The sequence below is a fragment of the Fulvimarina endophytica genome, assembly GCF_003403015.1.
In the GTDB taxonomy this organism is placed as follows: domain Bacteria; phylum Pseudomonadota; class Alphaproteobacteria; order Rhizobiales; family Rhizobiaceae; genus Fulvimarina; species Fulvimarina endophytica.
Map to the genome: position 1 here is coordinate 1 of NZ_QURL01000003.1, position 22604 is coordinate 22604.

Below are 22604 nucleotides of genomic sequence, written 5' to 3' on the forward strand. Positions count from 1 at the left end.
AGATGGACAAGCTGACCCAGCAGAACGCGGCCATGGTGGAACAGGCGACCGCCGCCTGCGCCTCCCTCGACAGCGACACCCAGCAGCTCGGCGAGATCATCCAGCACTTCAAGGTGACGCATGCGGCCCCCGCTACCCAGATGAGAAGCGCGCCGGCCGCCGCCCATCGCGGCACCCCGCAGAGGGCAAAGGCACCCGAGCGCCAGCCCGAGCGCATGGCGGCCCAGAGGCCCGTCACCCAGATGCGCACCACCGGATCGGGCGGCGCGGCCCCCGCTGCCGCAATGGACGACTGGGAAGAGTTCTGAGCCGGTCCCCCGCCCGGCGCACCGATGAACGATGGAAGGCCGGCGAAAGCCGGTCTTTCTCGTTTCGGCTCACTTCGATGGCACGGCCGGTCGGCGCGGTTGCCTGCGCGCGGGCGCTGGGCTACCAGCCGGGCTGGCCCGCCGGGCCTTCCGCCCAGGTGGCGAAACGGAGCTTTGACATGAAGGCCATGCTGTTCGAACGCTTCGGCGAGACGCCCGAGATCCGGACCGTTCCGGACCCCTCGCCCGCACCCGACGGCGTGGTGATCGAGGTGATGGCGACGGGTCTGTGCCGCAGCGACTGGCATGGCTGGATGGGCCACGACACCGATATCTCCCTGCCGCACGTGCCGGGCCACGAATTCGCCGGAACGGTCGCCGCCATCGGATCGGACGTGAAGAGGTTCAGGATCGGCGAGCGGGTCACCGTTCCCTTCATCGCCGCCTGCGGCCATTGCCGGGAATGCCGCGCCGGCCATCAGCAGGTCTGCGAGGCGCAGTTCCAGCCCGGCTTCACCCATTGGGGCTCTTTCGCCGAGTTCGTCGCCATCGATCATGCCGACGCCAATCTCGTGCCCCTGCCCGAGGGGATGGATTATGCGGTGGCGGCGAGCCTCGGCTGCCGGTTCGCGACCTCCTTCCGCGCCGTGGTCGACCAGGGCCGCGTGCGCGGCGGCGAATGGGTCGCGGTCCACGGCGCGGGCGGCGTCGGCCTGTCGGCGATCATGATCGCCTCGGCCCTCGGCGCGAAGGTTGTGGCGGTCGACATCTCGGACGAGAAACTCGAACGCGCCCGCGGCCTCGGGGCGGCGGCCTGCGTGAATTCGCGGGCGGTGCCCTCGGTCGTCGAGGCCGTGCGCGAGATCACCGGCGGCGGCGCCCATGTCTCGCTCGATGCCCTCGGCCATCCCGATACCTGCTTCAACTCCATCGCAAATCTCCGTCGCCGGGGCCGCCACGTCCAGGTCGGCCTGATGCTCGCCGAAAATGCCCAGCCGAAGATCCCGATGGCCCAGGTCATCGGCCAGGAACTGGAGATCTACGGTAGCCACGGCATGCAGGCCTGGCGCTACGATGCGATGCTCGAGATGATCCTCGCGGGCCGGCTACGCCCCGAACGCCTTCTCGGCGAGACCCTCGATCTCGGCAGCGCCATTCCCGCCCTCACCGCCATGGGCGAGCGGGCACCCGACGGCATCGCGATCATCGATCCCAAGCACTGAGAATTCTGCCGGCACCGGCATTCCTCCGGCGCGCGCGCCTGTCGCAATCCCTCAGCGCATATGCGACGTCGGAAGGGCGCCGGCGGGCTTGACCGTCTCCATCGAGATATAGGCCGAGACGTCGTAGAGCTCGATCCGGCGCAGGAGCTGCTTGTAGACCGTGTCGTAATATTCGATGTCGGGCAGCACGATCTTCAGGATGTAGTCGTAATTGCCGGTCAGCCGGTGCACCTCCATGATCTCGGCGATGCCGGCGACCGCCCTGTGGAAGCGCTCGATCCAGTCCTCGGCATGCCGGCCCGTGCGCACCAGAACGAAGACCGTGGTCGGCAGGTTGATCTTGCGGCGGTCGAGGATCGCCATGGTGCCGGTGATGTAGCCCTCCGCCCGCAGCCGGGCGAGACGGCGCGAACAGGCCGATGGCGACAGCGAGACCCTGTCCGCGATCTCGGCCAGCGAGATCTCCGCGTTCTCCTGCATCAGGGAAAGGATCTGCCGGTCGCGTTCGTCGTTCATTCCGCTTGTCTCCGCCACGTGACCACAGGCCGGCCTCCCGATGCGCTTTGGGTAGAGTTTGCACGAATTTCTCGTCAAGCGCACGTCGTTTGCAGCATTCCATCGAAGGGCGCGCAAAAACGCATCCCGCATTCCTCCTCCATATGGCATGATGATCTTACGGAATCTCGAATTGGAGGCGGACACGGGATGCGACGGATCGGACTGATCGGCGGCATGAGCTGGGAATCGACGGCGACCTATTACCGGATGATCAACGAGGAGGTTCGCGAGCGTTGCGGCGGTCTCGCCTCCGCCGATCTCGTCATGCACTCCCTCGACTTCTCGCGCGTCGTGGCGCTCCAGAAGGCCGATCGATGGGACGAGGCGGGCGAACTCCTCGGGCAGGCCGGAGCCCGGCTCGCGGCAGCGGGCGCCGAAAGCGTCCTCATCTGCACCAACACCATGCATCTCGTCGCAGGCGCCGTCGCGCGCCGCTCGGGCGTTCCCCTCATCGACATCATCGACGAGACGGCGGCGGCGCTGAAGGCGGACGGGCAGAGGCGCCCCCTTCTCCTCGCCACCCGCTACACGATGGAGCACGGCTTCTACGCCGAGCGGATGCGCCGCCACGGGATCGAGGTCGTCGTGCCCGAAAGCGCCGACCGGGCGCGGGTCCACGAGGTGATCTTCGACGAACTCTGCCGCGGCACGGTCCGCGCCGGGTCCCGCCGCGACTTCGAGGATATCGTCGGCCGGTCGGCCGCGCGCGGAGTCGATTCCGTCATCCTCGGCTGCACGGAGATCTCCCTCCTCGTCGGCGTGGGCGATTTCGCCATGCCCGGCTACGACACCACCGCGATCCACGCCCGGGCCGCCGTGCGCTTCATGCTTAAGGACCGGGCGATCGACCGCGCGGCCTGAGGCAGGCCCCGGACCCGCGAGCGAGACGGAAAGCGGTCAGCAGCCGGAGGGAAAGGCCGCCCCCAGCGGCTTGTCGCCCTTCTTGCTCGGTCGATGGGGAGCCGGCTACAGCATCGGACCGAAAAGTGGACCCGGTTTTCGGGCCATCCGATGCGTCAGCTAGAAACAGGAGCCTCGGACCCGATTCTCAAATCGGGTCCGAGGTTCTAGTGTCCGAAAGCTGCCATTCTTCGACGGAGTTTTCATGACGATCACGGACCTTCTCATCCCGACCTATCGGCAGATGCTGAGAATGTTGACCGGTCTCCTGGATAAGGCCGAGCGGCAGGCGTCCGAGACGGCAGACGACCTCCTTTCGGCGCGGCTCCGCTCCGACATGCTGCCGCTCTCCGCACAGTTCCGTTTCGCAGCGTTCCAGGCCCAGGAAGCTGTCTATCGGCTGCGGGGCGAGCCAGTGCCCGCCTCGCTCCACGCGGTGGCGACTGAGGGACGCAATGCGGGCGATGCGCCCGGATCGATCGCGGACGCTCGCGCCTGCGTCGAACAGGCCATCACGTTTCTGGACGCCGTCACGCCCGGCGCCCTCGATGCGGGAGCGCAGCTTCCCATTGCGCTGGAACTTCCCGGAGGCCTCGCCTTCGATATGACCGGCGAACAGTATGCTCGGGACTGGGCTCTGCCTCAATTCTACTTCCACGTCGTCACCGCCTATGCGATCCTGCGAAGCCAGGGAGTGGAGATCGGCAAAGCCGACTACGTGCCTCACATGTTCGCATATCTGCGACCTGGGACGATGCCGGGAAAAACCGGGTCTTCGACCTGAACCGGTCCTCGGGCCCCATCCCCGGACCCGCGAGCGTGACCGAAACCAGTCAGTCGCCGCCCGAGGACAACTCCAGCCTGATGCCCGTGCATCGCCCCCCGTTCGTCGGATGAAAGTCGACGGAGCAGGCGGTCACGACGAGGAGAAGATCCTGGTTCGCCCGCAGAAGCACGTTCCCGCCCGGCGGGTTGTCCGAGGCGAACACCTCCAGCCGCCCGTCCGCCTGCGGCTCGGATCGCTGGAAGAGGTTCACCGGATCGGGAACGAACGGGAGTTCGACGCCGGCATCGCGAAGCTGCCTCAGCATGTTGTCCCGGCAGTTCGGGTGGCCGGGAAGACCCGCCCGTTCGTAGAGCCCCCGGTCGCAGGCGGGAAACAGCATGTCGTGGGGGGAGGGCGAGTTGTCCTCGACGAGGGTCAGAAGCGGCGCGGCGCGGTCGCTGTAGAAGTGCTCTCCCACCTTCGGGAACATGCGCTCGGCCATGTCGCGGGTCTGGGAGACGCTGAGCCAGTCGACGAGGCCGCCATCGAGAACGAACGCCCAGAGGTCCGCGACCTGTTGGCCTTCCGGATCGACGACCCGAACCGTCTCGCCTTCGCGAACGCGCACGCTGCCGCCCGACTGCGGTCCGATCTCGATCTCCTGGCGCAACGGCATCTTTCTCTCCTAGCGTAAACGTCCTCCTCGTACATAATAGCGTTTGGGAAGGAACGACCCAAGCTCGCCCTTTCGCATCATGGGCGGCGCGCCTGGGGAACGGACGATCGCCCGCCTCGCCTGTCCGGGTCCTTCATTCCGGGTTTCCGGGCGAGGCCAGATGTTCCAGAAGGCTGAGGGTCAGCGGGCCCGGTTCGCTCCCGCCTCTCGTGCAGACGAGGAGGCGGCGCACCGCCCACGGGTCCGTCAACTGCAGGAGGGCGAGTGGCATGGACCGCTTCGCACGGCGGGCGGCGAATTGCGGCATGACGGCGATCCCCACGCCGTCCGCGACCATGCGGGCGAGGCCGTCGAAGGTGCGCAGGAGGATGCGGGGCCGCAGTCCCACGCCGATGCGCTCGGCCTGCTCGCGAAGCTGCACCTGAAGGGCGCCGTCGAACCCGACCATCGGCTCTTCCGCCACCGTCGCGAACGCGACGCGTTTGGCGCTGGCGAGCGTGTGGTCGCGCGGGGCGACGAGGATCAATCGGTCGAGCGCGAAGGGCCGGGTTTCGAGGCCGCTCGTATCGGCCGCATCCGACACGATCCCGATCTCGGCGCGCCCACCCGCCACCACCTTCGCGATGTCGGGGCTCGGACGCTCCGCAAGGTCGACATCGGTTCCCGGATGCCGGGCGAGAAAAGGGCCGAGCCGCTCGGGCAGCAGGCCGGATATGGCGGCCGAGTTCGCCAGCAGGCGGACCGACCCCCTGAACCCCCTCGCATGCCCGGACAGATCGGCCTGCATCGCACCGACCTGCCTGAGGACGACCCGGGCATGGTGGGCGAGCGTGTCACCCGCCCGTGTCGGCACGACCCCTCTGCGGTTGCGCAAGAGAAGGGGAACGCCGGATGCGATCTCCATGTCCCGCAACCGCTCGCTCGCCGCCGCCAGCGACAGGTTCGCCGCACCGGCTCCCCGCGTGATGCTCCCGGCATCCAGGACGGCGATGAACAGGCGAAGGTCCGCGAGATCGAAGCGCATGCCGCGGAGCCTGGCACAGGACGAGGCTTCGGAAAAGCCGAAGGGTGATGCCGAAGCTTCCGAATTGCGAAATCCCGCCCGATCGGTGGAATGGCGCAATGGACCAGAACCTTTTCCTCCTCGCCGCCTTCACGGCGACCTTCTTTGCCGCCGGCATCGTCAAGGGCGTGACGGGCATGGGATTGCCGACCGTCGCCATGGGCGTTCTCGGTGCCCTCCTGTCGCCGCTCGCGGCGGCCTCGCTGCTGCTCGCCCCATCCTTCGTGACGAACCTCTGGCAGCTTCTGGCAGGTCCGAACTTCGGGGCCATGATCCGCCGCTTCTGGCCGATGATGCTGATGGTCGCCCTCGGCACGGTCCCGGGTTCGGCCCTTCTGATCGAGGGCGATACGCGGGTGACGACGACGGCGCTCGGCGCAGCGCTCACCCTCTATGCCGCCTATGCGCTTCTCGCCCGGCCTTTTCGCGTGCCCGAACGGCTGGAGCGCGTCGCCTCGCCGGTCGCCGGCTTCGTCACGGGGCTCGTCACGGGAGGAACCGGCGTCTTCGTCATTCCCGCCGTCCCCTATCTCCAGTCCCTCGGGCTCGAAAGGGACGATCTGGTCCAGGCCCTCGGCCTCTCCTTCACCGTCTCCACCATCGCCCTCGGCCTTGCCCTCGGCTGGAGTGGCGGGATCGGCAGCGACGGCTGGCTCGCCTCCGCTCTCGCCGTCGTCCCGGCCCTTGCCGGAATGCAGGTCGGTCAGCTCGTTCGCACGCGGATCAGCCCGCTCCTCTTCCGCCGCCTGTTCCTCGTCCTCCTCCTCCTCCTCGGACTGGACATGGCGTTCCGGCCCTTGTTCTGACGACGACCGAAAGCCCCGGATGGTGCTTGGAAGGAGGTTACGACCGCAAGAGGGCCGGCCGGAAACGGCACAGGACCGACAGGATTTCCGGCGGCGTCCCAAGGCCGAAGGGTGATGGACGGGCGTCCGAGCAATGACGGTTGGAAAGCCGCCGCTCGGGTTTCGACCCATGCCAGCCGCCCGCACCGCTCTCGGCGCTTCCCGAAAGCGGTCGTTCGTTTGCCGTCCTTCAACTTCCGCTCGTGGTGGCGAGCCGAAGTTGGCCGTTGGCCCACAAACCACCATCCTGCTCTGGAGCGAACGCATTCACTCGGAACGGAGTCAATTATCCGCGAACCGGACAGGCCCGTTTCGACGTCATGCCGAGCGTGTGGGGGGAGGGCGGAATGCAATACATCTCTCAAGAGCCGTTTGCATTGTTCATCTCTTCCCGGCCTGTATCTTGGCGAGCGTGCCGCGGTGGGACCTCTGACCGGCGAATAATGGACCTCCTACCCCAAACGGGCTAGGATTGGGCTAGGAGACTGGGTATCCTTCTGTTATGCAGTCCCATCGACCTCGCGAAGCTCGGAGCTGGCCTTTCACCGCCTGGACATTCATCTCAACCATTTATTGTTCGCGAGCCGCGGAAGCGGGCGGGCGACCGACCACGCGGCGAGTAGACCTCAGCGCGGATGCTGATGGGGTCGGCTCTACCCTAGGCCGTTTGAGAGCACCGTTGCCTGGGGTGGCTGGTCACCACGAACCGATGTGGCCGCGTCGTGCACGTTGACACGCCGCATCATGCCTGGAAGCCCAAAATCGACTGCATTGAGGCGCGATCGGTCCCCGGCAGCCATTTGCCGCTCATCAGACTTGAGGGCACGGCTGAGGTCGGGTGCGCAGATGCAGATTTTGCAGCGGTGCTGGCCGCTAGCCGGCGCTTGACCGACCTACTCGCGAATCTCGAGGCGGCGGGCAAGCGGTATTGCATCTTTGGCGGATGGTTGCGTGACACGCTCGCGGCGCGCATCTGTGGAACGCCCGCGCCCCGTGACGTGGATCTCGTTGTCGCCGGCATCGAGGTCGAAGCTCTGATCGCGGTGCTCCCGGCCGATGTCCGGCCGACCATGTTCGGCGGCGTGCAAAGCCCTGCTGATCCGGTGCCGTTCGACATTTGGCCGCTGCACGAGACGTTCCTTATCCGCAGGCTCTCGATGCCGGTCTCCTTCGAGAGCCTGCTTCGAACGGCTGACTTCAACATCAACACGGCGCTTTACTTTCCGGCGCAAGCTGGCTCGGCCCCAGCCATCCTCGATGGCGGCATGCTTGGCGGCATCCAGGGCCGGCGCCTCTCATTTAACGCGGGCCAAATCCCTTTCCCCGTCATGCAATGCGCACGCGTGCTGGCCTATGGCGCAAAGCTGGATCTGAGCTACGACGCGCCGGTGCTCGGCTTTCTGCGCGAAATCCTCGATAGCCCTGCCAGTCGGACGGAGATCATTGAGGGATTGCGGCGCTTTCAACCCCGTTCGGTCGCGGAGAAGGCAATCGCCGCGATCCGGCCAATCATGGATATTGGAATTTGAGGACCTTCTACTTCTCCAATTGCATGGCGGCATTTGAGGGCGGTGGCGTGAAAGGCGCCGCCTACGCGGGCGCGTACGAGCAAGCGATGGCCGCCGGCATTCGCTTCAGCGAGGTTGCCGGAAGCTCAGCCGGCTCGGTGATCGCCGCGCTCATCGCGGCGGGTGCCTCGGCGTCATCGGTCCGGAAACGCATGCTTGAGACCGACTTCGCGGCCCTATTGAGTCCTCCGCAAGCGGACGAGGCGCCCTACAAGAAGAGCGGGCTGCCCTTGTACGCCAGCGCGCTGCTCATGGCTAAGGGCCGTTGGCGCGATGCTATAGAGGCAGGCGGCCTGCACAGCAGCGCCGCGCTCTATAGCTGGATGGAGAAGAACCTTCGCGAGGTTCTAACCGAGCAAGGGCGCGCCCTACCTGAGAGACCGATCCATTTTCGGGACCTGGCCCTTCCACTGTACATTGTTGCCACCGACGTCGCGCAGAAGCAGCCTAAGCTGTGGAGCCGCTCCGCCACTCCCGACGAGTCGGTGGCGCTCGCAGTGCAGTCCTCCTGCGCGATACCTCTCTTCTTCCAACCGGTCACAGTGGGCGCTTCCGTCCTGGTCGACGGTGGCGCGGTTAGCAATCTGCCTACCTTCGTGTTCCCCCCCAACAAGGGGCACCACGGTCGTTTCGCGGAGAAAACGCTGGCCTTCAGGCTCAGATCGAAGCCGCCGCTGCAATCGGCCGGGTTCAAGGGCGCGCTGGAGTACGCGCTGAGCGTGGCGGACACGTTGGTGACCTCCGCGACCCATATCCAGCAATCGCTCCAAGATGGCATATACACTGTCGAGATCGATGCAGGTGAGGTCGCCGCGACCGATTTTGGCCTTATGACGCCTGAACTCCGCCAAACGTTGTTTGACGGCGGCGTAACGGCGATGCGCAAGTTCGTTGCCGGGGAGCGCGAGGTGGTCGGGCGCCATCGTGCTGCAATGCGATTCGAGGGTTTCGACGAGCGACTTCACGGCTACGTGCACGCTTTTGACGAGGCGAGGTCCACAATCTGGATTTCAGATACTTCGACTTATTGGTTATGGTTCGTCTTCCCCGCCCTTGCCGCCGCGATCCGCCGAGGCGTCCAGGTGCGCATGGCGACGGGGCCTGCGCCTGCGGGCCAAGAGGACGATGAGGTCAAGCGTCGGGCGTTGCTGCGGTCAATGGGCTGCGAGGTCAAGGAGTGCCCGGTCGCCTTCACCGGCATCCTAGTCGATTACCCAGGCAGGAACGCCATGTCGGTGATCAGTTCGGCGCGCGGGGCGGTGGGCACGGATTTCGATTACGGTACCGAGGTCGTGCGCATCTACACCAGCGGCGACGACCTGCCGATCATCAGCAGCTTGGGCTCCAGCCTCACCGAGCAGTTTTCAGCGGAAGGGTCGCCTCAGGCGGCCAACAGGTTTCAGATCGAGACGATGTCGCACATCGAACTATTCGGCGCCCTTAGAACCGTTCGTTACTACGAGCAAGCGCGATTCGAGCTCTGCGAGCTTCCGCTCGATGGCAACCTTCGCGTCAGTCAGACTCGTGTGAAGGAGTTCAAGCTCTTGCAAGTGGCAGGGCTTATCGAGGAAATTAACAGGACCGGAATCGAGCTCTTCGCCCCGTGCCGTTATCGATTGCCGGACGGGACAACGAGCATCATCACTCCACCTATTGCAGAGATGACATCGCAGGGACCAGTCCTGATCGAGGGCCACACGCGAGCCTACCATGCCAAACAGCAAGGCCGAACTCACCTTAGGGCGGTCATGGTGCATGAGGTAAAAGCGGGGCTTCCGGCCGAACCTAGGCCTTTCGTGGACCTCCGCATCTCGCACGAGACCATCAAGGTCGCGGTCAACATGCAGGGACGCAATCCCTCTCTGATCCGCAACATTGAGGAGGCCGTGCACGCTTGAACAGCCAATTCGGTCAGAAACTAACACGGCTTATGCCCGCCTCGCCGCGTTGTTTCCGCCGAAGGCAAACCCACTTGTTTCGGCCAGGGCGTGTCACACAGCGGGATCACGATGCCCGCAAGCCCACCTCCCAAGGGTCTGAGTAGGGTCGGGAGCGGGCGCGGACACGACGTCCGCTTCGATGCTTGTCCGTCCGAAAGCAGACCGTCTCCTTTCCACCCGAAATGGACGCCTCCCCGCCCCCCTTCAGCGGCGCGCGAACATCACGATATTGCCGACAATCACGAGAAACACCCCGACAACGGCGGTCGCGGTCCATTCATAGCCTTCGAAGAGGGTCGAGAGGGTGAGGGCGACGATCGGGAAGAGGACCGTCGCATAGCCCGCCCGTGCCGAGCCGATGCGTGCCACCAGCATCAGATAGGTGGTGAAGCCGACGACCGAGCCGATGACCGCCAGATAGACGAGCGCGGTCCAGTAGCCGAGGCTCTGGGGCAGGACGAGCGCCTCCCCCCGGATCGCGGCGATGGCGAGAAGCACTGCCGCGCCGATGCCCATGCCCCAGCTGTTGGCGACGACCGGGGTGATGCCGAGAAGCGAATTCTTCCGCGATGCCATGTTGCCGAGGGAGAAGCACATCGTTCCCGCCACCGCGAAGGCGAGCCCGGAGAGCGTCGCCGGATCGAGGCCGATCGCCAGATCGTGCCAGAAGACGAGGGTCAGGCCGGCGACGCCGAAGCTGCCGGCAACGAGGGTCTGGGGGCTGATCCGATCGCCGAAGATCAGCCTTGCATTCACCGCGTTGAAGATCGAGGCGAGGGAGAAGACCACGGAAACGAGGCCAGAAGGGATCGTCGCGGTGGCGTTGTAGAGGCCGATGAAGTTGAACGAGAACAGGCAGAGCGCCTGGAGGACGACGAAGCGCCAGAGCGCGGGCCGCCGCAGGCGCCCGAGGAGGGCGAGCCCGCCCACCATCACGAGGCCGGCGAGCGCGAAACGATAGAAGATCGAGACGATGACCGGGGCGGCATCGACCTCGGCTGCGATGGCGATCCAGGTCGTGCCCCAGATGAGGACGGTCGAGACGAAGAGAATGGCGGTCTGCATGGCGGCTCCTTCGGGCCGCCCGTCGATAGGCCTTCGGTTGGCCACGCGTTTGTACGATCTTGCGGTTTTCGTGCGGCGGCTCGTTCCCCGTCGCGCAGGGCTCGGCTAAAAGCGATGCCATGGTTTCGACGGTTCGCCACTCCCTGGAGGCTTCGCGCTCGGCGCGCACGCTCGCCGCGCTCGATCTCGGCGCCGGGCGCGCGGCCACCATCTGGGAGAACCGGAACGATCGCGTGCGATACGAGGCCCCCGAGGGCCACGCCTTCAGCCTCTATCTGACCGGCGGAGACGGGACGCGCCGGGTCGATCACGGCACGAGGAACGGGCGCGCCGGAACGGTGTGCATCCTGCCCGAGGGGCAGGATTCCGAATGGGAGATCACCGCCTCGTTCCGCTTCGTCCACCTCTACCTGTCGGATGAAACGCTTCGGTCCGCCTTCTCCCGCATCCATGACCGCGACGCCCGCTGGCTCGACCTGCCCGAGGCGACATTCGTGGAGATGCCGGATCTTGCAAGCCCCCTCGCCCGGCTCGCGGACGCCGCGCTCGCCGGCGATCACCTCGGCGCGGACATGGCGGTCGCCGATCTCGTCGCCGGGCTTGATCCGCGCCCCTGCCGCCTTTCGGGCGGGCTGCCCGATTTTCTCCTTCGCCGCATCGACGCCTGGATCGAGACCCATCTCGACGGAACGATCCGCCTTGCCGATCTCGCCCGCCTCGCCGGCCTGTCGGACTTTCATCTCCACCGCATGTTCCGCCTCTCGCGCGGCGTGCCGCCGAATGCGTGGATCGCCTGTCGGCGCATCGAGCGGGCGAAGGCTCTCCTGCGCACGGCGACGCCCATCGCCGAGATCGCGGCGGCCTGCGGCTTTTCCAGCGTCAGCCATCTGACGCGGGTCTTCAAGGCGCAGACCGGCGGCACGCCCGCCGCCTATCGCAGGGCCATGGGCCCGGGGGGCATCGAGACGAGGGGCTCGGAGGAGAGACGTTTCGCCGCCGACGGGACGCATCCGGCCCTCGAAAGCTCGAGGGGCGACCATGGCGCCGGCCCCATGGCGCACGACGCGGAGCCGGACGCGATCCCGTGAGCCGTGTTTCTCGAACGCATGCGCGAGGGCCTGCGGTCCGTCTTCGCAAAAGCGCTTTCGCATTGCGCGCAGGTGGAGATAAGACTGTGCGCGACGGTGCTTCGAAAGAGGTGAAACGGGAAGTCGGTGAAACGCCGACACCGCCCCCGCGACTGTAACGGATGAGACGTCCCACGATGCCACTGGAGCGATCCGGGAAGGCTGGGACGCAATGCTCCGGAGTCAGGAGACCGGCCGTCGATCGAAACTCGAAACGGGACGGTGGGTCCCGACAAGGAGCATCATGCTGAGATCTGTTTTAATCCTCGCAGCCGTTCTGATCCCCTCGGCGGCGTTCGCCCATACGGGGGCCGGCGATCCGTCCGGCTTCCTGCATGGCTTCACCCATCCCATAGGGGGTCTCGATCATATCCTGGCGATGGTCGCGGTCGGCGTCTTCGCCTATGTCCTGGGCGGCCGCGCCCTGTGGCTGGTGCCGTGCGCCTTCGTCGGCATGATGGTGATCGGCTTCGCCCTCGGCGTCGCCGGAACCGAGATTCCCTTCGTCGAGCTCGGCATCGCGCTGTCCAGCGTGGTGATCGGCGGCGCGGCCGCCCTCGGGCGACCGATGCCGGTCGGCATAGCCATGGCGCTCGTCGGCGTCTTCGCGATCTTCCACGGACATGCCCACGGCTCCGAGATGCCGGAGACCTCGGGCGGCCTCGCCTATGCCGCCGGCTTCATCGCGGCGACCGCGATGCTGCACGCGATCGGCATTCTCGCAGCATTCGGCACCGCAAAGGCGATCGGGCGCTACGGCCGCACCGCCGCCCGCATTGCCGGCGCCACCTTCGCCCTCGGCGGCGTGGGTGTCCTTACCGGCTATCTCTGAGCCACGACAAGGGAGGGGGCATCTTCCTGCCCCCTCACGCCGCCTGTGGCCGGATGTGAAGCGGACTTGCGGACGCGGGTGACGTTCGGCTCTCGACCCAGATGAGGCGTTCATGCGTTTCCGCGTGAATGTCCGCTTCGAGCTACTAAGCTTCGTCCCGAAACGTATAGCTGATGTTTTCCAGCCGATCGGTCGCGAACGCATAGAAGAAGCGAAAGCGGCCGGGCGTCGGTGGCACCCCGTGAAACGAGCCGCCCGGGATGAAGAGCAGCGTTTCCGGCTTGAGCCGATAGAGCCGACCGTCCACTTCGACGTCGGCTTCGCCCTCCAGACCGAAATAGATCTCAGCTTCGGGATGACGGTGAACGGCCCATTGGTCGCCGGCAGAGAAGGCCATGATGCCCGCGGCGAAGCTATCGCTGTCCGTGACGCTCGATGAGAGCATCTGGCGATACCGGTAGCTGCCTCTGTTCGGATCGGACCATTTCTCGTCGGCGCAATCTTTGGGATCGATCAGCAGGGGGCGGGGCATGACGAGGTCTCCAAAGTGACGAAAGGCGGATATGGCCGTGAGGTCCTTAAGACGACAGCATGGCGGCGATGATGGCTTCGGGCGCGTCCTCTTGGACGAGATGACCGGCGTTCGGAACGATGACGAGAGGTCGATCCGAGATGAGTTCAACGAGCCGATGGCCTTGGGCGATCGGAATCCAGCCGTCTTCCCTGCCCCATAGAACCGTTACGGGACAGTCGAGGCGTTCGTAAGCCGTCTCGATCTCGTCGGTGTAGCGCTGATCCATCTGTGCGATCTGACGATAAAACGCCGTCTGACCGCACTCGCCGCGCCATGGTCGAGCATAGATGTTAAAGGCCTCATCCGTCAGCGGATGATGGGTCGCGGTCTGAAGATAAGCCCGCAGAAGCGCCTCGTGAGCATAGGCCGGAAGCCCGGCGAAGGCGGCTTCATGGGTGCGGACGTGGGAGACGAAGGGCGATCCCCATGGTGCCAAAGCGACCGCATCGATCAAGGTTAGAGATCGGTAGCGCAGGCCATCCAGGACATAGGCCCGCAGAGCTGTCGCGCCGCCGAAATCATGGGCAAGAACGTCGGGACGTTCCAGACCCCACTCGGCGAAGAGGGTCGTCAAAAGTCTGTTCTGCACGCCGAGAGAGACGTCCTGACCCTCCCGCATTTCGGACTGGCCGTAGCCCAGCAGATCAAAGAGATACACGGTCCATCGTCTTGCGAGATGAGGCGCGATCCGCCGCCACACCTGCGAAGAGAACGGCGTGCCGTGGATCAGGACGAGCGGCGGGCCCTCGCCGAATCTCGTCCAAGCGACGCGCTGGCCTTCGAAGAGAAATGTCCGATCCAGCTCCATAGCAGCACCCACCCATTTACAATTAGCAATATTGCGATATATGTATGGGTATGAATGATCGGTCAACCCAAATCCGCGCGATGGCCAGCGAGCAGCGCCTCGACATCCTCCGGCTTCTCAAGTCTCCTGGAGACCGGTTCAGGGCTCAGGAATCGGCCGATCCGGTGGAGTTCGGCGTCTGTGTCACTCTCATCGCCGATGCCCTCGGTGTCAGTCAGCCGACGGCCAGCCGGCATATCGATCTCCTTCGCCAGGCTGGCTTCCTGACGATCCGACGCCATCAAAAATGGTCCTATTGCCGGCGCGACGAAGCCGCCCTTGGCGATTATTTCGACTGGTTGCGTGCCGAGATCTCGCCGGGTTCCGCGTTGACCGAACCCTCAAGGGGAAAGGGGGCATGATGGCCGCGGTAAGAGGAAGGGGTAAGCGCCGCACGTTGATACCGTCATCGGCAGGATGAATGGCAACTTCGTCCCGCGTAGCTGCCGTTAGCCGGCGACCACGCGAACGGCAGCTTTCCCACCCATCCCGGTCATCGAGCCATCCCGCACGTGACACAGGCGCGTCAGACGCCCCCGGCCTCTGCCCTATCCCGCCGTTCGTCTTGCCAGACCCTCCGTTTTGTGGAGACTGAGGGCGTCGATGTCCGGCGGCGAATCCATGCCGCCGGACGACCGGGAATACGGTGCGGGGTCTCTCCCTCATTCCGTAGCTGCCCCCGCAACTGTCAGCGTGGAGCCGAGCCGAAAACCACTGGATCATGGTCGATCCGGGAAGGCGGCGAAGGCGAGGAAGCGCGAGCCAGGACATCGGTCGACAGATCCGAAACCGAACGGGACGGAGGGTCCCGAAGGAGTGAACATGAAAAACCTGCTCGCGGCCACGCTCGTGGCCGGCGCTCTCGCCCTGCCCGCATCGGCCTTGCCCGCATTCGCCCACCATCCGGGCGAAGGGGCGGTCACAAGCGTGGGCGAGGCTGTATCGGTCAGCCACGCCTATACCTTCGCCAATGCCGGCACCGCCCATTCGATGCGCGTCTATCTGACCATCGAGAACAGGGGCGACAGCGCGGTCGAACTCACCGGTGCGTCCGCCGACTTCGCTGAAACCGTTCTCTTCGAAGCCCAGACGCTGGATGGCGGCACGCTTCGCACGGCAACGGCCGAAACGCTGAGCATCGGCGCCGGCCAGACACTGACACTCCAGCCCGGAGCGGTCTGGATCGAACTCGAAAGCGTGAAGAAGGCGTTTGCCGCGGGCGATCACTTTCATCTGGACCTGACTTTCGCCTCGCTCGGAACGGTCGAGATCGAGGTGGAGGTGGAGGCCCCGCCCGCCGCAGGCGACCATCACGACCACGATCACGATCACGACGAGAGCGGGGTCTGATTCACGATCCTGTAGCCTCTGGCCACTAGCCCGAGCCCATGCGGGACACCCGCATGGGCGACCTCGGCCCCGGCCTGAAACACCGGGTCCCAGTCCGCGCGGACCATGGCGGCAAGCCGCCTGCCCTCGGTTTCCGTTCGGGAGCGCGATGGCACTCGCTGGCATCGTAAACCGCGCCCCCGAACCTCTCATGCGCAGGATGCGAGCGCAGAACCGGTGCCCGTTCCTCCTCGTCCCGCCCCGCAAGACGGCCGGCCGCAGCGCGTCCCTCGCAAATTCCCCCGTCTCAAACAGTCCCCAGCATCGCCCGGTCCGGCGATCGCCACCGGCGATGGCTCTCCCGGCCTCGCCGGCATGGTTAACCATTTGCTTACCCTTTTGGAAAATATTCGCGGTGCGGGCCTTCAGGTCCCATTGATCAAGGGAAGCGGGCCTCCAGGTATCTCCCACCCTGCGCGCCGAGGCTTCGTCGAAGGGGCACCATCTTGCAGATCTTTCGCAGACGCGCCGGCACCGCCGGCGAGACGAAACCGATTCCTGCGAGCGCCCTGGTGGCCTTCGCGTCCATGGCCGTGCCGGCCTTCGTGCTCGGCCGAGACGGGACGGTCTCCCACTGGAACCCGGCCTGCGAGGCGCTGACCGGCCTTAAGGCATCCGAAGTCCTCGGCACGAAGGACCATTGGCGGGGTTTCTACGCCGCAGCCCGGCCGTGCCTCGCCGATCTCGCCTTCGGCGACAGGCCGGAGGCCGTCGCGGCGCTCTATGCCGCGCAGGAGCGCGCGCTCGACGGCATCAATCTCAGGGCGCAGAACTGGTGCGACCTGCCCTGCGGCAAGCGCCGCTATCTCCTCATCGATGCCTGCCCGATCCTTAACGAGGCGGGCGAGATCGCCGCCGTGGTCGAGACGCTGCAGGACATGACGGCGAGCGAGGAGGCAAGACTTGCCGAGATCGCCCAGAAGGAGCGGCAGGCCCAGGTGGTCGCGACCATCGGAGCCGCGCTTAAGGCGCTGGCCGGCGGACGGCTCGAGACCCGCATCGACACTCGCTTGCCCGAAGAATACGAGGGGCTGCGCTCCGATTTCAACGCCGCCGTCGGCGCCCTCGAAACGGCGATCGCCGCCGTCGGCGAGAAGGCGGGCTCCATCCGCGACGGGTGTTCCGAACTTGCGGCCGCAGCCTCCGACTTCGCCATCCGCACCGAGCGCGAGGCGGCGAATGTGGAAAAGGCGGCGGGCGAGGTCAGCCGCATCTCCGGGGCGGTGACCGAGACCAGTTTCGGCCTCGACCATGCGCGCCGGATCCTTGCCGAGACGCGGTCGCGCTCGGCCCGTTCCGAAACCGTCGTCCAGCAGACCATCGCCTCCATCCAGGCGATCGAAGCCTCGTCGGAAAAGATTTCCCGGATCATCGGGGTGATCGACGAGATCGCCTTCCAGACCAGCCTTCTCGCCCTCAATGCCGGCGTCGAGGCGGCCCGCGCGGGCGAGGCCGGGCGCGGTTTTGCGATCGTCGCCCAGGAGGTTCGCGGCCTTGCCCAGCGCTCGGGCGATGCCGCGCGCGAGATCAAGGCGCTGATCACGAGCTCCGGCGCGGAGGTCGCCGACGGCTCGCGGCTCGTCGGCGAGACGGGCAGCTTCCTGAAGGCCATCGTCGCGCAGGTGATGGAGATCGACACCCTCGTCGCCGGTCTCGCCTCGGCCGCCGAAGACCAGTCCGCCAGCATCAGAGAGGTGAATGCGAGCGTCTCGGATATCGAGAGCATGGTCCAGCAGAACGCCGCCATGGCCGAGGAGACCTCCGCCGCGAGCCGCAGCCTCACCGACGAGACCCAGGACCTGACCGGCCTCCTGTCGCGCTTCACGACGGGCGATGCCGGCGCGAGGTCTTCGCCGCGGCGGGAGACGGCCATCGCGCGGGGCTCGATGCGCGATGGCTCCACGGCGGCGAGACCCGAGGCATTGCGCGCCGGGCAGAGCGGGCACGCCGCGGCTTCGCGCCCGCCCGTCGTCCAGATGCGGACCACCGGTTCGGGCGGGGCCGCCGAGGCGCCCTCGGCCGGGGACTGGGACGAGTTCTGACCGGATCGCTCCAAGGCTTCGGCGCCGGAAGAGTTTCGAAAGGGCCGGCGCGTTCGAGCGTGCCGGCCCTTTTCGCTTATCTCAGTGGCTGCCGCCTCGGCGCGGGTTCGCCGGGGGCCGGCCTCGGTCCGGTCGTTTCAAGTGCCGCCCCCTGGGAAGGAGGCCGGCGGTCCGTCCGGCTTCGGATACCATTTCCAGAGCCCCGGACCCGATTCCAGAATCGGGCCCGATGCTCAGATCTCTTGCCGACGCATCGGATGATCCGAAAACCGGGTCCACTTTTCGGTCCGATGCTTTAGAAGACGAGGCGGATATCGGCCGTGTGCAGCTTGTTGATCAGCTGTTCCATGCCGTTCTTCAGATCGGAGGATTCGCTGGCGACGTAATGCAGGCCCGGCGACGCGCAGTTATTCAGGGTCGGGCTGATGTCCTTATAATAGGCCTGGACCCGGTTCCGGAAGTGGTTCTGATAGTCGTAGAACTCCAGATACTTGATCTCCAGAACCGCCAGATCGATCGTCTTCTGCTTGATCTGCCGGCAAGAGAGGGTGTCGATCGTTCCCAGTGCGATCTGCGACCAGGCATTCGCCGACTCGTCGCGCACACCGTCCGTCGTGAAGATCGCGACCTTCAGCGGATCGTCCACGCTGTCGCCGGTGCCCTGACTGCCGAGGAAGGACGAAAACTCGCTGAGGGCCTGATTTACATTGGTGTGCTTGCTGTAGATTCCGGGATTGCCGATCAGCTTCTTGGCCACGGCCGCGTCCGTGGTCGGCGGCGTCGCGATCTTGGAGGTCTCGCTGAAGAAGGTCAGGGCGACCCGGGTCTTCACCAGGGAATTGGGGTCTGAATTGCTCTCCAGAATCCCGTCGACGGCCGAACGCAGCGCGTCGTTGAGGACGTCGATCCTCAGGACCGCCTTGCCGGATCCCGCCCGCTGGTTCATCTCGTAATAGGACAGGGGCGAGAAGTCGGTGATGGGCTCGTGACAGGCGAAGAAGCAGGTCTCCCGGCCCTTCGTACCCTTCAGCGTCGTCTTCAGAAGCTTCAGGCGATCGGCCTCGGTGGCGGCGATGTTCATGGATTCCGAGACGTCGACGAGGAAGTAGAAATCGACATATTTCCGCTTGGCGATCTGCGCGACCGCGCGAACCTCGTAATCCAGGCGGTCGATCCCGATGAGTTTCAGGAAGATCGTGGGTATGCCCGACTTGACCTCGACCGAGACCTGGGAATCGTCGTTGATCAGCTGGCTGTCGATCTGAGCATTCGAGGCGAGTTGCGGATCGTTGAGGCGAAGCAGCTTCTCGGCATAGGCGGCGAGCGAGGTGCCCGCTCCCGAGCCCCCACCCTGGACCTGACGATCGGACTGCTGCTTGGCCGCGGCGAGACTTGCCTGGTCGGCCGCCATCTGCGTGTTCGTCTTGTGCTGGTACATGGCGCCGAAATCGTATGCCCCGCCGACCGCCGCCACCAGGAGCGGCATGGTCAGGGTCGTCATGACGGCGACGTTTCCATGCTTCGAACGGGCAAGCCGCCGAGCCAAGTTCTTCAATCGGGTCATCACGACAGACCATCCAGCAGACATCAAGATCACGCCATGATGACCGCCTTCTCTTAAGGAACCCGTACCGCAAAGGGCCGAATTGCCGGAATGGAACAGCTTTGAATCGGAAGTCTTCCTTTAGGGAATGTTTTACGCGGTCCATGGAATGCCCGGTTCCTAGCCTTCCGCGCGCGTCGGGTCCGGGCGGCCGGCCGGGAGGTCGACAGGCGTCGCCCGCCCGGCCGCAATGGCGGACGGGCGGGCTTTGCGCAGGATCGGGACGAGAGGGTGCCTAGCTCGCGAATCGCTTCGCGCTCGGCATGGTGCGCATCAGGATGACGTAGGAGAGCCCGGCCGGCACCAGGCTCGCATACCAGGACACCCCCGAGAAGATCAGCGCGACCACGACGCCGATCGCCATCGCGATCACCGCCGCCCAGTTGACGCCCCTGTAGGGCCCGTTCTCGTCATAGAGCTTTTCGAGGTCGAGCGTCTGGCGACGCAGCACGAAGTAGTCGACGACGAGGATCGCGAAGATCGGCCCGAGAAAGGCCGAATAGGTCTGGATGAAGAGATTGAGCCCGGCCGCCGATTCGTCCTTCACCAGTTCCCAGGGAAAGGTCGCGAAGGCGAGAAGGCCGACGAGCACCGCCGAGGTGCGGAACTTCAGCTTGAAGACGTCCATCAGCGCATAGGCCGGCGGCACCACATTGTTGAGGATGTTGGTGGTCACCTGGGCGAATGCGATGAAGAGCAGGGTGACGACGAGGAGCAGCTTGTTGTCGACGGCGCTCGAGAACACCCGGATCGGATCGACCTCGCCGGTCGCGCCCGAGACCATCAGGCCGATCATGCCCATGAACAGCGTCGCCGGCAGGATCGAATTGGCATAGATCGTCACCTGGCCGAGGGGCCCGACATTTCTGCGAAGCTCGCGCGAATAGTCCGACACGTTCAGCATCATGGTGCTGTAGATGCCGAGGAACAGCATGGTCGCGCCCCAGAACGGCGCGCCCCAGGTGCCCTCCACGTTCACGAGATTGGTCGAGATCTCGTCGCCATATTTCCCGATGACGCTGAAGAACATGTAGACCAGCGAGAAGATGATGAAGACGGAGCCGATGTTCTCGAGCCACTTGATGCCGTGGAAGCCGAGCACCGACAGGCCGATCTGCAGCGCCTGGAAGCCGACGAAGAAGACGACCATGTTGTCGTAGCCGAACAGGGTCGCCGAGACGAGGTTGAGCGCGCCGGCGCCGATCCAGCTCTGGAAGCCGAACCAGACGATCGCCGGCACCGAGCGCACCAGCGCCGGAATGCGGCTGCCCGTGAAGCCGAAGGCCGAGCGGGCCTGCACCATGAACGGAATGCCGTATTTGTGGCCGGCCTGTCCGTTGATCATCAGCGCGATGCCGATGACGATGCAGCCGATGGCGATGGCGAGGACCACCTGAAGAAGGTTCAGGGTGCCGACGAGGCCGGAGCCCACGGTGAACGTCCCGATCGAGACGCAGCCGCCCAGCCAGGCGAAGAGATAGGACCACGGCCCCATGATCCGCGTCGTCTGCGGCGCAAGGCTCTCCTCCCCGATCGCCTTCTGGTCCAGTGTGTCGACGCTCGAAGCGCCGGTGGTGTAGGTCGTGCTCATTCTTGACGGTCTCCTCCCCGTTTCGATCACGCGATGTCTGTCATGCGATGGGCGGCGCATAGGCGCCGACCTTGCTCGTCTTCAGGCCGCAGGCGACAAGCGCCTCGACCATGCGAGTGGCCACCGTTACCCCGTCGATCACCGGAACGCCGGTCTCCTCGGTCAGCCATTCGGTGAGATCGGCCATCCCCGCGCAGCCGAGCACCACCGCCTCGCAGCGGTCCTCCTCGACGGCCCGCAGGATCTCCGCCCGCACCTTCTCGCGCGCCCCCGAGCCCTCTTCCTCCAGGGCAAGCACCGGGATCGCGGCCGAGCGCACCCGGCGCAGCCGGTGCGACAGGCCGTAGCCATGGACGAGATGCTCGATCACCGGCACCGAGCGCGGAAGCGTGGTGACGACCGAGAACGAGGTGGAGAGCATGCTCGCCGCCTTCACGGCCGCCTCGCAGATGCCGAGGACGGGACCGGAAAACACCTCGCGGCAGGCCCCGATGCCCGGATCGTCGAAACAGGCGACGACGACGCCGTCGAGCCCTTCCGCCTCGGCTTGCCTCAGTCGCGCGATCAGCCCGGGCACCGACATCGCCTCGTCGTGATGGCCCTGGATGCTCGGCGGGGCCGGCGGCGTGCCCGTGGCCGCGACGATCTCGGTGCCGGGGCTCGCGACCGTCCGCGCGCTCGCCACGATCTTGTCCGTCATCGACCGGGTCGCGTTCGGATTCATCACCAGAATTCTCATGGGTCCTCCCTTGTCGCCATTTATTGTCGACAATCACTGTTAACACGTTGCGAGGCGTCTGTCAGCAGGCAGTTGCAGCCGGTGGGAACGAGCGTTAAGGCTCCCCCCATGAACCCGATCACGCCTGCCGATCAGACAGTTGCCGAACCGCGCGCGCCGGAGGAGACGATCACCGCGTCGATTCTCTCGGCCGTCGCCGAGCATCGCCTGCCGGCGGGCACCAAGCTCGGGGAACAGGCGCTGAGCGATCTGTTCTCCTGCCATCGCTCCAATGTGCGCCGGGCGCTGACGAGCCTTGCGGCCCAGCACGTGATCGAGATCAGGCCCCATCGCGGCGCCTTCGTCGCCACCCCTTCGCCGCGCGAGGCGCGGGAGGTGTTCGAGGCGCGCCGCACCGTCGAGCGCACCCTGGCCCGCCTTGCGATCCCCCATGCGGGCGCGGCGGACATTGCGCAGATGCGCGCGATGATCGCCGAGGAGGCCGAGGCGCGGGCCGGCGGCGACAAGCCGGCCGAGCTGCGCCTGTCGCGCGCCTTCCACATGAAGATCGCCGAGATCGCGGGCAATGGCGTGCTCGGCCAGTTCCTCGCCGAACTCACCCTGCGGACCACCCTCATCCTCGGCCTCTATGGCGACGCCTCGGCCTCCTCCTGCGCGAGGGACGATCACGGCCCGATCGTCGATGCCCTGGAAGCGGGCGAGGAGGCTCGCCTCGTCGCCCTCGTCGACGAGCATCTGGCCCATCTGGAGGCAGGGCTCGATTTCGAGCGCGGCGCAAGCCGGCCGATGACGCTCGCCGAACAGCTCTCCCCCGGCACGGGCATCTGATCCCCGCCATTCGGGCGTCGCAAGCCGAAGGTGACGCCTCGTGGCGGTCAGCGATCAGGTCACGAGCGAAGACTTCCGGTTGCAGATCGCCCGCTTGCCGCCACGAAATCGCCTCCAAGA

22 protein-coding genes, 1 pseudogene and 2 riboswitches are annotated in these 22604 nt (G+C 65.8%); of the genes and pseudogenes, 13 read left to right on the top strand and 10 right to left on the bottom strand.

The annotated features are described in order from the left end of the window. Nucleotides 1–308 (top strand): annotated as a pseudogene (locus DYI37_RS19925) (methyl-accepting chemotaxis protein); the annotation flags it as partial. 179 nt (nt 309–487) lie between these two features. Next, nucleotides 488–1531 (top strand): zinc-dependent alcohol dehydrogenase family protein, encoded by a 1044-nt coding sequence (locus DYI37_RS06580; RefSeq protein ID WP_116682933.1) that lies wholly within the window; start codon nt 488–490, stop codon nt 1529–1531. Nucleotides 1532–1582: 51 nt separating this feature from the next. On the opposite strand, the gene DYI37_RS06585 is transcribed toward DYI37_RS06580, so the two are convergent. After that, nucleotides 1583–2047 carry an Lrp/AsnC family transcriptional regulator gene (locus DYI37_RS06585; protein ID WP_116682448.1) on the bottom strand — a complete coding sequence of 155 codons (465 nt, stop codon included), beginning with the start codon at nt 2045–2047 and terminating at the stop codon, nt 1583–1585. Between the two features lie 189 nt (nt 2048–2236). On the opposite strand from DYI37_RS06585, the gene DYI37_RS06590 reads away from it, so the two are divergent. Further along, nucleotides 2237–2950 (top strand): aspartate/glutamate racemase family protein, encoded by a 714-nt coding sequence (locus tag DYI37_RS06590; protein WP_116682449.1) that lies wholly within the window; start codon nt 2237–2239, stop codon nt 2948–2950. Between the two features lie 244 nt (nt 2951–3194). Continuing rightward, on the top strand, nt 3195–3773 hold the full coding sequence (locus tag DYI37_RS06595) for a DUF1993 domain-containing protein (protein ID WP_116682450.1): 579 nt from the start codon (nt 3195–3197) through the stop codon (nt 3771–3773). A gap of 49 nt (nt 3774–3822) precedes the next feature. Here DYI37_RS06595 and DYI37_RS06600 read toward each other — a convergent pair whose 3' ends face one another. After that, nucleotides 3823–4431 (bottom strand): DUF1989 domain-containing protein, encoded by a 609-nt coding sequence (locus DYI37_RS06600; RefSeq protein WP_116682451.1) that lies wholly within the window; start codon nt 4429–4431, stop codon nt 3823–3825. A gap of 133 nt (nt 4432–4564) precedes the next feature. Next, nucleotides 4565–5455 carry a LysR family transcriptional regulator gene (locus DYI37_RS06605; protein WP_116682934.1) on the bottom strand — a complete coding sequence of 297 codons (891 nt, stop codon included), beginning with the start codon at nt 5453–5455 and terminating at the stop codon, nt 4565–4567. Nucleotides 5456–5553: 98 nt separating this feature from the next. Here DYI37_RS06605 and DYI37_RS06610 point away from each other — a divergent pair, with 98 nt between their 5' ends. The 3 genes from DYI37_RS06610 to DYI37_RS06620 all read left to right on the top strand — a co-directional run bounded on the left by DYI37_RS06610 (nt 5554) and on the right by DYI37_RS06620 (nt 9805). Next, entirely contained in the window at nt 5554–6300 is a 747-nt protein-coding gene (locus tag DYI37_RS06610; protein ID WP_116682452.1) for a sulfite exporter TauE/SafE family protein, read from the top strand. A gap of 761 nt (nt 6301–7061) precedes the next feature. Continuing rightward, nucleotides 7062–7868 (top strand): hypothetical protein, encoded by an 807-nt coding sequence (locus tag DYI37_RS06615; RefSeq protein ID WP_116682453.1) that lies wholly within the window; start codon nt 7062–7064, stop codon nt 7866–7868. Then, nucleotides 7865–9805, top strand: a complete 1941-nt coding sequence (locus tag DYI37_RS06620; RefSeq protein ID WP_116682454.1) for a patatin-like phospholipase family protein — start codon at nt 7865–7867, stop codon at nt 9803–9805. Before DYI37_RS06615 ends, DYI37_RS06620 begins: the two co-directional genes overlap by 4 nt. Before the next feature lie 246 nt (nt 9806–10051). Here DYI37_RS06620 and DYI37_RS06625 read toward each other — a convergent pair whose 3' ends face one another. Next, nucleotides 10052–10912 (bottom strand): DMT family transporter, encoded by an 861-nt coding sequence (locus tag DYI37_RS06625; protein WP_116682455.1) that lies wholly within the window; start codon nt 10910–10912, stop codon nt 10052–10054. 119 nt (nt 10913–11031) lie between these two features. Here DYI37_RS06625 and DYI37_RS06630 point away from each other — a divergent pair, with 119 nt between their 5' ends. Together DYI37_RS06630 and DYI37_RS06635 are read left to right on the top strand one after the other, a co-directional pair. Beyond that, the gene (locus tag DYI37_RS06630) at nt 11032–12000 is read left to right on the top strand and encodes a helix-turn-helix transcriptional regulator (RefSeq protein WP_116682456.1); all 969 of its coding nucleotides are present in this window, start codon (nt 11032–11034) and stop codon (nt 11998–12000) included. A gap of 77 nt (nt 12001–12077) precedes the next feature. Then, a riboswitch (cobalamin riboswitch) is annotated at nt 12078–12253 on the top strand. A 30-nt stretch (nt 12254–12283) separates the two neighbouring features. Next, a complete protein-coding gene (locus tag DYI37_RS06635) occupies nt 12284–12871 on the top strand; it encodes a HupE/UreJ family protein (protein WP_116682457.1) in 588 nt (195 codons plus the stop codon). A 145-nt stretch (nt 12872–13016) separates the two neighbouring features. Here the strand turns inward: DYI37_RS06635 and DYI37_RS06640 are convergent, their stop codons facing one another. From DYI37_RS06640 to DYI37_RS20535, 3 genes are read right to left on the bottom strand one after another with little or no spacing between them, the layout of a single operon-like run. Beyond that, nucleotides 13017–13403: a cupin domain-containing protein gene (locus DYI37_RS06640; RefSeq protein ID WP_116682458.1), complete on the bottom strand. Its 387-nt coding sequence runs from the start codon at nt 13401–13403 to the stop codon at nt 13017–13019. A gap of 46 nt (nt 13404–13449) precedes the next feature. Further along, the gene (locus DYI37_RS06645) at nt 13450–14319 is read right to left on the bottom strand and encodes an alpha/beta fold hydrolase (protein WP_342634933.1); all 870 of its coding nucleotides are present in this window, start codon (nt 14317–14319) and stop codon (nt 13450–13452) included. Further along, nucleotides 14316–14534, bottom strand: coding sequence for a hypothetical protein (locus DYI37_RS20535; RefSeq protein WP_425365039.1), 219 nt, complete (start codon nt 14532–14534; stop codon nt 14316–14318). Before DYI37_RS20535 ends, DYI37_RS06645 begins: the two co-directional genes overlap by 4 nt. On the opposite strand from DYI37_RS20535, the gene DYI37_RS06650 reads away from it, so the two are divergent. From DYI37_RS06650 to DYI37_RS06660, 3 genes are all read left to right on the top strand, one after another. Continuing rightward, on the top strand, nt 14445–14654 hold the full coding sequence (locus tag DYI37_RS06650; RefSeq protein WP_425365033.1) for an ArsR/SmtB family transcription factor: 210 nt from the start codon (nt 14445–14447) through the stop codon (nt 14652–14654). The two genes, DYI37_RS20535 and DYI37_RS06650, sit on opposite strands and share 90 nt — an antisense overlap. Nucleotides 14655–14876: 222 nt before the next feature. Next, a riboswitch (cobalamin riboswitch) is annotated at nt 14877–15085 on the top strand. A gap of 29 nt (nt 15086–15114) precedes the next feature. Next, a complete protein-coding gene (locus DYI37_RS06655) occupies nt 15115–15642 on the top strand; it encodes a copper chaperone PCu(A)C (protein WP_116682461.1) in 528 nt (175 codons plus the stop codon). A 485-nt stretch (nt 15643–16127) separates the two neighbouring features. Further along, on the top strand, nt 16128–17723 hold the full coding sequence (locus DYI37_RS06660; RefSeq protein ID WP_116682462.1) for a methyl-accepting chemotaxis protein: 1596 nt from the start codon (nt 16128–16130) through the stop codon (nt 17721–17723). A 295-nt stretch (nt 17724–18018) separates the two neighbouring features. Here DYI37_RS06660 and DYI37_RS06665 read toward each other — a convergent pair whose 3' ends face one another. The 3 genes from DYI37_RS06665 to DYI37_RS06675 form a co-directional block, all read right to left on the bottom strand. Further along, entirely contained in the window at nt 18019–19311 is a 1293-nt protein-coding gene (locus DYI37_RS06665) for a pilus assembly protein TadG-related protein (RefSeq protein WP_116682463.1), read from the bottom strand. Between the two features lie 250 nt (nt 19312–19561). Continuing rightward, nucleotides 19562–20917: an NCS1 family transporter gene (locus DYI37_RS06670; RefSeq protein WP_116682464.1), complete on the bottom strand. Its 1356-nt coding sequence runs from the start codon at nt 20915–20917 to the stop codon at nt 19562–19564. 40 nt (nt 20918–20957) lie between these two features. After that, nucleotides 20958–21656: an aspartate/glutamate racemase family protein gene (locus DYI37_RS06675; protein WP_116682465.1), complete on the bottom strand. Its 699-nt coding sequence runs from the start codon at nt 21654–21656 to the stop codon at nt 20958–20960. 108 nt (nt 21657–21764) lie between these two features. Between DYI37_RS06675 and DYI37_RS06680 the strand changes: the two genes are divergently transcribed. After that, nucleotides 21765–22484, top strand: a complete 720-nt coding sequence (locus tag DYI37_RS06680; RefSeq protein WP_116682466.1) for a GntR family transcriptional regulator — start codon at nt 21765–21767, stop codon at nt 22482–22484. Nucleotides 22485–22604 lie beyond the last annotated feature (120 nt).

What these genes read in the sequence shown, in the direction of transcription:
- DYI37_RS06580 (WP_116682933.1), top strand. Translation starts at nt 488, where the DNA reads ATGAAGGCCATGCTGTTCGAACGCTTCGGCGAGACGCCCGAGATCCGG.
- DYI37_RS06585 (WP_116682448.1), bottom strand. Translation starts at nt 2,047, where the DNA reads ATGAACGACGAACGCGACCGGCAGATCCTTTCCCTGATGCAGGAGAAC.
- DYI37_RS06590 (WP_116682449.1), top strand. Translation starts at nt 2,237, where the DNA reads ATGCGACGGATCGGACTGATCGGCGGCATGAGCTGGGAATCGACGGCG.
- DYI37_RS06595 (WP_116682450.1), top strand. Translation starts at nt 3,195, where the DNA reads ATGACGATCACGGACCTTCTCATCCCGACCTATCGGCAGATGCTGAGA.
- DYI37_RS06600 (WP_116682451.1), bottom strand. Translation starts at nt 4,431, where the DNA reads ATGCCGTTGCGCCAGGAGATCGAGATCGGACCGCAGTCGGGCGGCAGC.
- DYI37_RS06605 (WP_116682934.1), bottom strand. Translation starts at nt 5,455, where the DNA reads ATGCGCTTCGATCTCGCGGACCTTCGCCTGTTCATCGCCGTCCTGGAT.
- DYI37_RS06610 (WP_116682452.1), top strand. Translation starts at nt 5,554, where the DNA reads ATGGACCAGAACCTTTTCCTCCTCGCCGCCTTCACGGCGACCTTCTTT.
- DYI37_RS06625 (WP_116682455.1), bottom strand. Translation starts at nt 10,912, where the DNA reads ATGCAGACCGCCATTCTCTTCGTCTCGACCGTCCTCATCTGGGGCACG.
- DYI37_RS06630 (WP_116682456.1), top strand. Translation starts at nt 11,032, where the DNA reads ATGGTTTCGACGGTTCGCCACTCCCTGGAGGCTTCGCGCTCGGCGCGC.
- DYI37_RS06635 (WP_116682457.1), top strand. Translation starts at nt 12,284, where the DNA reads ATGCTGAGATCTGTTTTAATCCTCGCAGCCGTTCTGATCCCCTCGGCG.
- DYI37_RS06640 (WP_116682458.1), bottom strand. Translation starts at nt 13,403, where the DNA reads ATGCCCCGCCCCCTGCTGATCGATCCCAAAGATTGCGCCGACGAGAAA.
- DYI37_RS20535 (WP_425365039.1), bottom strand. Translation starts at nt 14,534, where the DNA reads ATGGCGTCGGATCGTCAGGAAGCCAGCCTGGCGAAGGAGATCGATATG.
- DYI37_RS06655 (WP_116682461.1), top strand. Translation starts at nt 15,115, where the DNA reads ATGAAAAACCTGCTCGCGGCCACGCTCGTGGCCGGCGCTCTCGCCCTG.
- DYI37_RS06665 (WP_116682463.1), bottom strand. Translation starts at nt 19,311, where the DNA reads ATGTCTGCTGGATGGTCTGTCGTGATGACCCGATTGAAGAACTTGGCT.
- DYI37_RS06670 (WP_116682464.1), bottom strand. Translation starts at nt 20,917, where the DNA reads ATGAGCACGACCTACACCACCGGCGCTTCGAGCGTCGACACACTGGAC.
- DYI37_RS06675 (WP_116682465.1), bottom strand. Translation starts at nt 21,656, where the DNA reads ATGAGAATTCTGGTGATGAATCCGAACGCGACCCGGTCGATGACGGAC.
- DYI37_RS06680 (WP_116682466.1), top strand. Translation starts at nt 21,765, where the DNA reads ATGAACCCGATCACGCCTGCCGATCAGACAGTTGCCGAACCGCGCGCG.